We start from the raw sequence: 259 nt of genomic DNA on the forward strand, positions 1-259 counted from the left end.
GCTAAAACAGTCAGGATGTTGGCTTAGAAGCAGCCATCATTTAAAGAAAGCGTAATAGCTCACTGATCGAGTCGTCCTGCGCGGAAGATGTAACGGGGCTAAGCCAGTCACCGAAGCTGCGGATATTGAGCAATCAATATGGTAGGAGAGCGTTCTGTAAGCCTGCGAAGGTGTCTTGTAAAGGATGCTGGAGGTATCAGAAGTGCGAATGCTGACATGAGTAGCGATAATGGGGGTGAAAAGCCTCCACGCCGTAAGC

1 rRNA gene is annotated in these 259 nt (G+C 49.4%); it reads left to right on the plus strand.

The annotated features are described in order from the left end of the window. Nucleotides 1–259 (plus strand): 23S ribosomal RNA (locus CR103_RS21845); the annotation flags it as partial.

This window comes from Massilia psychrophila, from assembly GCF_002760665.1.
Classification (GTDB): domain Bacteria; phylum Pseudomonadota; class Gammaproteobacteria; order Burkholderiales; family Burkholderiaceae_D; genus JAFCUW01.